Annotated in this window: 6 protein-coding genes and 1 pseudogene; 4 read left to right on the top strand and 3 right to left on the bottom strand. The window is 48.4% G+C overall.

Annotation, left to right across the window (positions count from 1 at the left end; translation table 11 throughout):
• Positions 1-136: 136 nt before the first annotated feature.
• The 4 genes and pseudogenes from AB7C91_RS13435 to AB7C91_RS13420 all read left to right on the top strand — a co-directional run.
• Positions 137-244, top strand: a pseudogene (locus AB7C91_RS13435) (hypothetical protein); the annotation flags it as partial.
• A gap of 123 nt (positions 245-367) precedes the next feature.
• Positions 368-538, top strand: a complete 171-nt coding sequence (locus AB7C91_RS13430; protein WP_428592285.1) for a hypothetical protein — start codon at positions 368-370, stop codon at positions 536-538.
• Positions 535-2115, top strand: coding sequence for a recombinase family protein (locus AB7C91_RS13425; protein ID WP_428592282.1), 1581 nt, complete (start codon positions 535-537; stop codon positions 2113-2115). The genes AB7C91_RS13430 and AB7C91_RS13425 overlap by 4 nt, the downstream gene beginning before the upstream one ends.
• Before the next feature lie 133 nt (positions 2116-2248).
• Positions 2249-2392 (top strand): hypothetical protein, encoded by a 144-nt coding sequence (locus tag AB7C91_RS13420; protein ID WP_428592279.1) that lies wholly within the window; start codon positions 2249-2251, stop codon positions 2390-2392.
• Positions 2393-2839: 447 nt separating this feature from the next.
• On the opposite strand, the gene AB7C91_RS13415 is transcribed toward AB7C91_RS13420, so the two are convergent.
• The 3 genes from AB7C91_RS13415 to AB7C91_RS13405 form a co-directional block, all read right to left on the bottom strand.
• The gene (locus tag AB7C91_RS13415) at positions 2840-3328 is read right to left on the bottom strand and encodes a phospholipase D-like domain-containing protein (protein WP_428592288.1); all 489 of its coding nucleotides are present in this window, start codon (positions 3326-3328) and stop codon (positions 2840-2842) included.
• A 260-nt stretch (positions 3329-3588) separates the two neighbouring features.
• The gene (locus AB7C91_RS13410; RefSeq protein ID WP_428592276.1) at positions 3589-4167 is read right to left on the bottom strand and encodes a phospholipase D-like domain-containing protein; all 579 of its coding nucleotides are present in this window, start codon (positions 4165-4167) and stop codon (positions 3589-3591) included.
• Positions 4168-4652: 485 nt separating this feature from the next.
• Positions 4653-5844: ABC1 kinase family protein (locus AB7C91_RS13405; protein WP_428592273.1), on the bottom strand; the 1192-nt coding region annotated here is incomplete at its 5' end.

Here is a 5844-nt window from a genome sequence, read left to right as displayed (position 1 = left end):
TGCCGATGGATTGCCTATCCGTTATTACTCCAAAACAATATGCAAGAATTAGCTCCAGATTAGTTTGTGGGAATTCGACGGAGACTAATTGTAGAATTTCACTCCAGAATAATTCTGGAACCAACACACCGGAAAGCTGGTCTGCGGCAATTGCGGCAGCTCTTTCACCTACACCCCGGCAACCGGCACCAATAAGGATGATATCACCGAATTCCAACAGGGCCAGTATCGTTGCTCGAACAAGAGGAACAACGGCATCAAGGCCTGCAATGCAAAGAACCTTCCGCTTCGTGCCCTGCGCCAAGCATGCTGCTCATCCCTCGGACCCCTCTTCGGGGCATCCGAGGAAGCGGAGTTCGACGCGGCTTTGATTGACGAGCAGGTGAAGCGGATCGTGGTATTCGCCGATTCCTTGGAGTTCCATCTCCATGACGGACGTATCCTTAGGACTCCTTGGAAGAGTACGGCAAGAAGCGATGCATGGGTGTTGAGGCGACAGAAGATGACAAGAATGCAAGAGAGCGAGGAGAAGCAATGAGAGAGGTACGTGTCATCCCGGCCATCCGGGAGTTTGCATCAGGACAGGGAGTCGATCAGCTGAGGCCCAAGCGGAAGGTCGCAGGGTACGCCCGAGTCTCCACCGACAGGGACGACCAGTTCACCTCCTACGAGGCACAGGTGGACTACTACACCACAATGATCAAGGCCAATGCTGAATGGGAATTCGTCGGCATCTACACCGACGAGGGCATCAGCGGAACCAGCACCAACAGGCGCGAGGGCTTCAAGCAGATGATAGCCGATGCTCTTGCCGGCAAGATTGATCTGATCGTCACCAAGAGCGTCAGCCGTTTCGCCCGCAATACCGTGGACAGCCTCACCACCATCCGGAGCCTCAAGGAAAGCAAGGTGGAGGTCTATTTTGAAAAAGAGGGTATAAAAACGTTTGACAGCAAGGGGGAGCTGCTCATAACCATCATGAGCTCACTCGCCCAGGAGGAATCACGCTCCATATCCGAGAACGTCAAATGGGGCCGGAGAAAACGCTTCGCTGATGGCCAAGTCACCGTGTGCTACACCCGCTTCCTTGGCTACGATAAAGGTCCCGATGGCAATCTGGTGGTGAATCCCGAGCAGGCGAAGCTGGTGCGGTATATCTTCTCATTGTTCCTGCAAGGATTGACTTTCCATGGGATCGCCAAACGCCTGGAAAGCGAAGGACATAAAACCGGTTCCGGCAACAGTGCATGGTACGCATCAGCGGTCAAACACATCCTCACCAATGTGAAGTACAAGGGTGATGCATTACTGCAGAAGTATTACATCGCAGACTTTCTGACAAAAAAGCCAATAGTGAACAAAGGAGAAGTTCCCCAATACTATGTGGAAAAGAACCATGAGGCCATCATCACACCTGAGATCTTCAATCTGGTACAAAAAGAAATCGAGTATCGCGCCCAGCATGTGGAGACACGAAACGGTACCCACGTCTTTTCCGGACGCATCCGATGCGGAGCCTGTGGAGGCTTGTTTGGACCGAAGGTATGGCACTCCAAAAGTAAATATCGCAAGGTGGTGTGGCAGTGTAATGAAAAATATGCTGATCGGCACCACAGATGCAGCGCTCCACACTTCTATGAGGATACCTTGCAGGATCTGTTCGTTAAAGCGGTTAACATCGTCATCTCCACGAAGGATGAAATCATAGGGAACTTTGGGAAGCTCACCGAAGAAATCTTCGACACTTCCCAAGAAGAATCGAAGCTGGAAATGGTAAAAGCAGAACGTCTTGGGATTGTTTCGCTCATGGAACAACTCAATACTGAGAATGCCAGCACAGTGATGGATCAGAAAACGTACCAGAACCGGTTTGATAAACTTTCAAAGCGGTATGCCGAGGTCCACGACCAGCTGACAGCATTGGAAGGCTCGATACGTGAGATAAAATCTCGAAAAACCAAAACGGAGTTGTTCCTCAAAGCCCTGAAAAAACAGGAACGGTTGGTAACCGAATTCACCGATAACCTCTGGCACTCGCTTGCCGATCATGCTGTGATCCACAGTAAAGAGGATGTGCGGTTCATTTTCAAGAATGGGATGGAGATCCAAGTGTAGAATTTTCTGCATTAGGACTCATGGGTTCATGAAGCCTTCCAGAAGATTGGTATCTTCCAATATCACCAATGTCTCTGAAGCAGAACTAATCTGTATGGCGTTATTCCTATGAAAATATACGAGGAGTGAAATGATGGCAGAAACACATAAAATTACCTTGACTGAAGAGAATTGGCATAAGATCAACAAACTGATGAGCAAGATACCCAATAGCGATTTCCTCAAATTCTGTTTGATAAATGATATTATCAAGGGGTGGGGAGAGGTTGGAGAGTAGATTCACAATGAACAGATAATCCTTGCTGCTTCAGTCGGATAGCTCAAGTCTGGGCATCTCCCAAGATGTCACATCGTGCTCGCAAAAAAAAGTATCGGCCCACTCTATCCATTTGGAGAAATCCGAGCCCTCATCGCGGATGCGTGGGAAACGGGTGCTGATGGGCTTTGGCGATCTACTAGGTATGGTTCCTTTCAAACATCCAACAGACAAATCAATAGTCGATCATGGTGGGTCGTCGGCCACGCAATTCCAAGGAAGCGTGTGAGAGGTAATGCCAGAATACGCCACAATACAGTCTTTTTGTTTGAGTGGCTGTTTTATTGGATAGCAGGTGATGTGCTTAATTACCAGGACATCCTAGGAGCATATCAACCAATAGAGCCATATTTCCACGTTTTGCACATGGGAAGATGGATGCAATGTAGCGCAGACACTTTTCCATATTTACAACATGTAGTGAAAGGGGGCAACAATCAATCTGACCAAGGTAGTTATCCACTTCATGAAGGGAACATGTTGCGTACTTGATGGGGGAAGAGAGAATTCCATGTAGGTTCCCAGAATCTCTTCGAGTTGCGTCGCCAGATTCTCACTCTCGATGAAAACCATGGTCTCTGTACTAAGAAAGGAACTTCTCGGATCCATATTGAATGTCCCGATTCCCAAGATTTTTCCATCCATGAGTATCGTTTTCCCATGCAAGGAACCGTGCCCCTTATATTCAAGGATATCGGAGGAACGCAATAGCCGTTTCCTATGGTTCAGATACCCCGACATCGCAAAGTAGTTGGGACTGACAGCTTGTGAATTGGTAAGGAATAACAGTTCGGCTTCTCCAGTGTCCGCCGCATACTTTCTCATCGCGCCATTTATGATGATATACGGACTCTGTATCACGATTCGCTCCCGTGCCGAGTTACTGCAGTCTCTCATCGCAGATAGCACTGCAGGGTTCTTGGATCCCCTGTCGAGTGGATTATGTACCAAATGGATCATCTCTACCGGAACGAATGAAGGGAGTGCAGAACTCGTTTCATACATTCTTGCCGCCTCCTCATAGGTATTGGTTGCCTCCACTGCTTTACGTTCGGTAATCCGAGAAGGTTCTTGGGGTTCCGCATACGGTGATTGCCATAACTTTTCAAAGAAGGAATGTGCAGCATGAAAAAACTGGCAGGTGAATCCGCATCACCTCATATCATCACATCCAGATCAAATACCGGCTTATACTGTTCACGTTCAAAGTAATACTTATCACCTATATCCCTACAGCCTATTATCACATACTCCCCATCCACCAAGACCATCTTGTCATGGATACGGGGTTGCCATGTCCATGGTTTGTTTGGATTGACCGGCTTCCAATACCGTAACTCTCTGTTCGGATGTTGTATCAGCACATGGTGAGCACCCTGCATTGAAAATCGAAGATTGTGAAATATCCCATCCTGGAAGAGGCGCACCTGTACGCCCCTATCCGCAGCGGAGAGCACTTCACCGAAGAAAATATCGGACGCCTCTCCAGGATGGACCGTATGGTATGCGATATCGATGTATTCTGTAGCATGCTGCAGAAAGTATATGCGAACATCAAAGCTTTCCAACCGTCCATCAAGCAATGCCACACCATCATTGCCACGCAAAGGCGGAGAAGATCCATGCGAGCCTTCAGAAACCTGAGGTGAAAAGGCAAAAACGAGTACGCCACCCACCAAGGCATAGACGAGATGGCAGAGAATCACGGTTCTCAGAAGCTTGAATATCTTTCTCATGGCAATATCTATCATAGAACGCATTGTCCATTGAGGCAAATTCCATAACTCCAAATAGCAGTTGGTTCGTGAACAGCCGTCCAGACCTTACGCATAAGGAATCGATCGCGCATATCGGCGACAGCCTGCATTTCTCCAGCTCCAACCAGTTGCAGAACATGGGCGCATGCCCCATCCAGAAACAGATTACGCAGTGTGCGACCCGATACTGTAAGAAGCAGAAAACCTCACGGGTTCCTCAAGCCCCAAGAGAAAGCGGAGATGGGTGGTCAAAACCATCTGGAATTCCCTTACCAACGCGAAGCATGCGGCAATCCCTGCAAGGTGGATTGTATTCGAATTCACCGGATCTTTTTCAGTCAAAAGGTACAGGGACCAAAAAGCTGGAAGCATAAACAGACAGAGGTATCCAAAGGTTCAGTACCAATGGAAAAGATCCCAGGAGGGAAGAATTTAGTATGGCAACTGCGCCAGGATGTAATTTGTCAGCGTTTCCGACGCCGCGAGAGGATAACTGAAATTATCAAGCCGACGAGACCGGCCGCCACTATGACCGAGCCCGCTTTCAAGAAGGATCCGTAATCGGCCAAAATGTCAGATCCAAGGACTCCGGACAACCCTAGGCCGATAATGAGCGCAGAAAGGAGCATCGAAATGGAGAGTATCACTACGCTGAAGACCAACCGGATGTTCCAGTCATCCACCCTGCCTGCATACCGATCGTCCTCTTTCAACGCAAGGTGCATGATAAAATCATCATGCTCCAGCTTGTCAAGAAAATTCACCATTGCTGACGGAAAATTTCGGATCAAATTGCCATAATCCATGACTCCGGCGAGAATTTCCTTACCAATTTTCTCGGGAGAAAAGAGCGTAAAGACTAGCTTCCCAGCTATCGGTTCGGCAATCTCCAAGACATTGAGGTCCGGATCCAATTGCCCGACCAACCCTTCCAAGGTGACCAGCGATTTGGCAAGCATGGTGAATTCGCTCGGAATAGTGATGTTGTAGGTGAATGCCAAGTGGAAAACATCATTGAATACCTCGCCGATCTTTATTTGGCTCAGCGGGACGGAGAGCACTTCATCCCTCAAACGATCGATGTCCTTTTCCAGGCTTTTCAGATTGATTCTATCAGCCATGGCGTCAAGATCGATTATCGCCTGGACTATGAGCTTACTGTCCTTCAAGGTGATACCCATCAGCATTTTTAGAAATTGATTTTTCCTCTGGGGAGACAGCCTTCCCACCATACCCAAATCCAAGAAGACTATCGTGCTATCCTGGAGAACCATGATATTCCCGGGATGTGGATCTCCGTGAAAAAACCCGTCTCGCAGTATCTGGTGCAGTAGGGAGGAAGCGAGATTCCTGGCAATCCTGGACTTATCCAACCCGGCCTCATCCAGCGCACTGAGGTCCTTCAGGGAGATTCCTTTGATCTCCTCCATGGTCAGTACACGTCCACTGGTGTGAATCCAACTGATTTCGGGAACATGGATTCCTGGGTCATGCAAAAAATTCAGCTTGAACGTCTCGGCATTTTCACCTTCGACCAAGAAGTTCATCTCATTTTGCAAGGTGGTCTCGAACTCATCCGCCATCTTGCTGAAGCTATACAGCTTCCCAAGCCTCGTTTTTTCATCCTCAAAACTGGCCACATCCCTCAAAATGCCC

Source organism: Sphaerochaeta sp., from assembly GCF_050256055.1.
GTDB lineage: Bacteria > Spirochaetota > Spirochaetia > Sphaerochaetales > Sphaerochaetaceae > Sphaerochaeta.
This window is presented reverse-complemented; position numbering and strand designations above follow the sequence as displayed.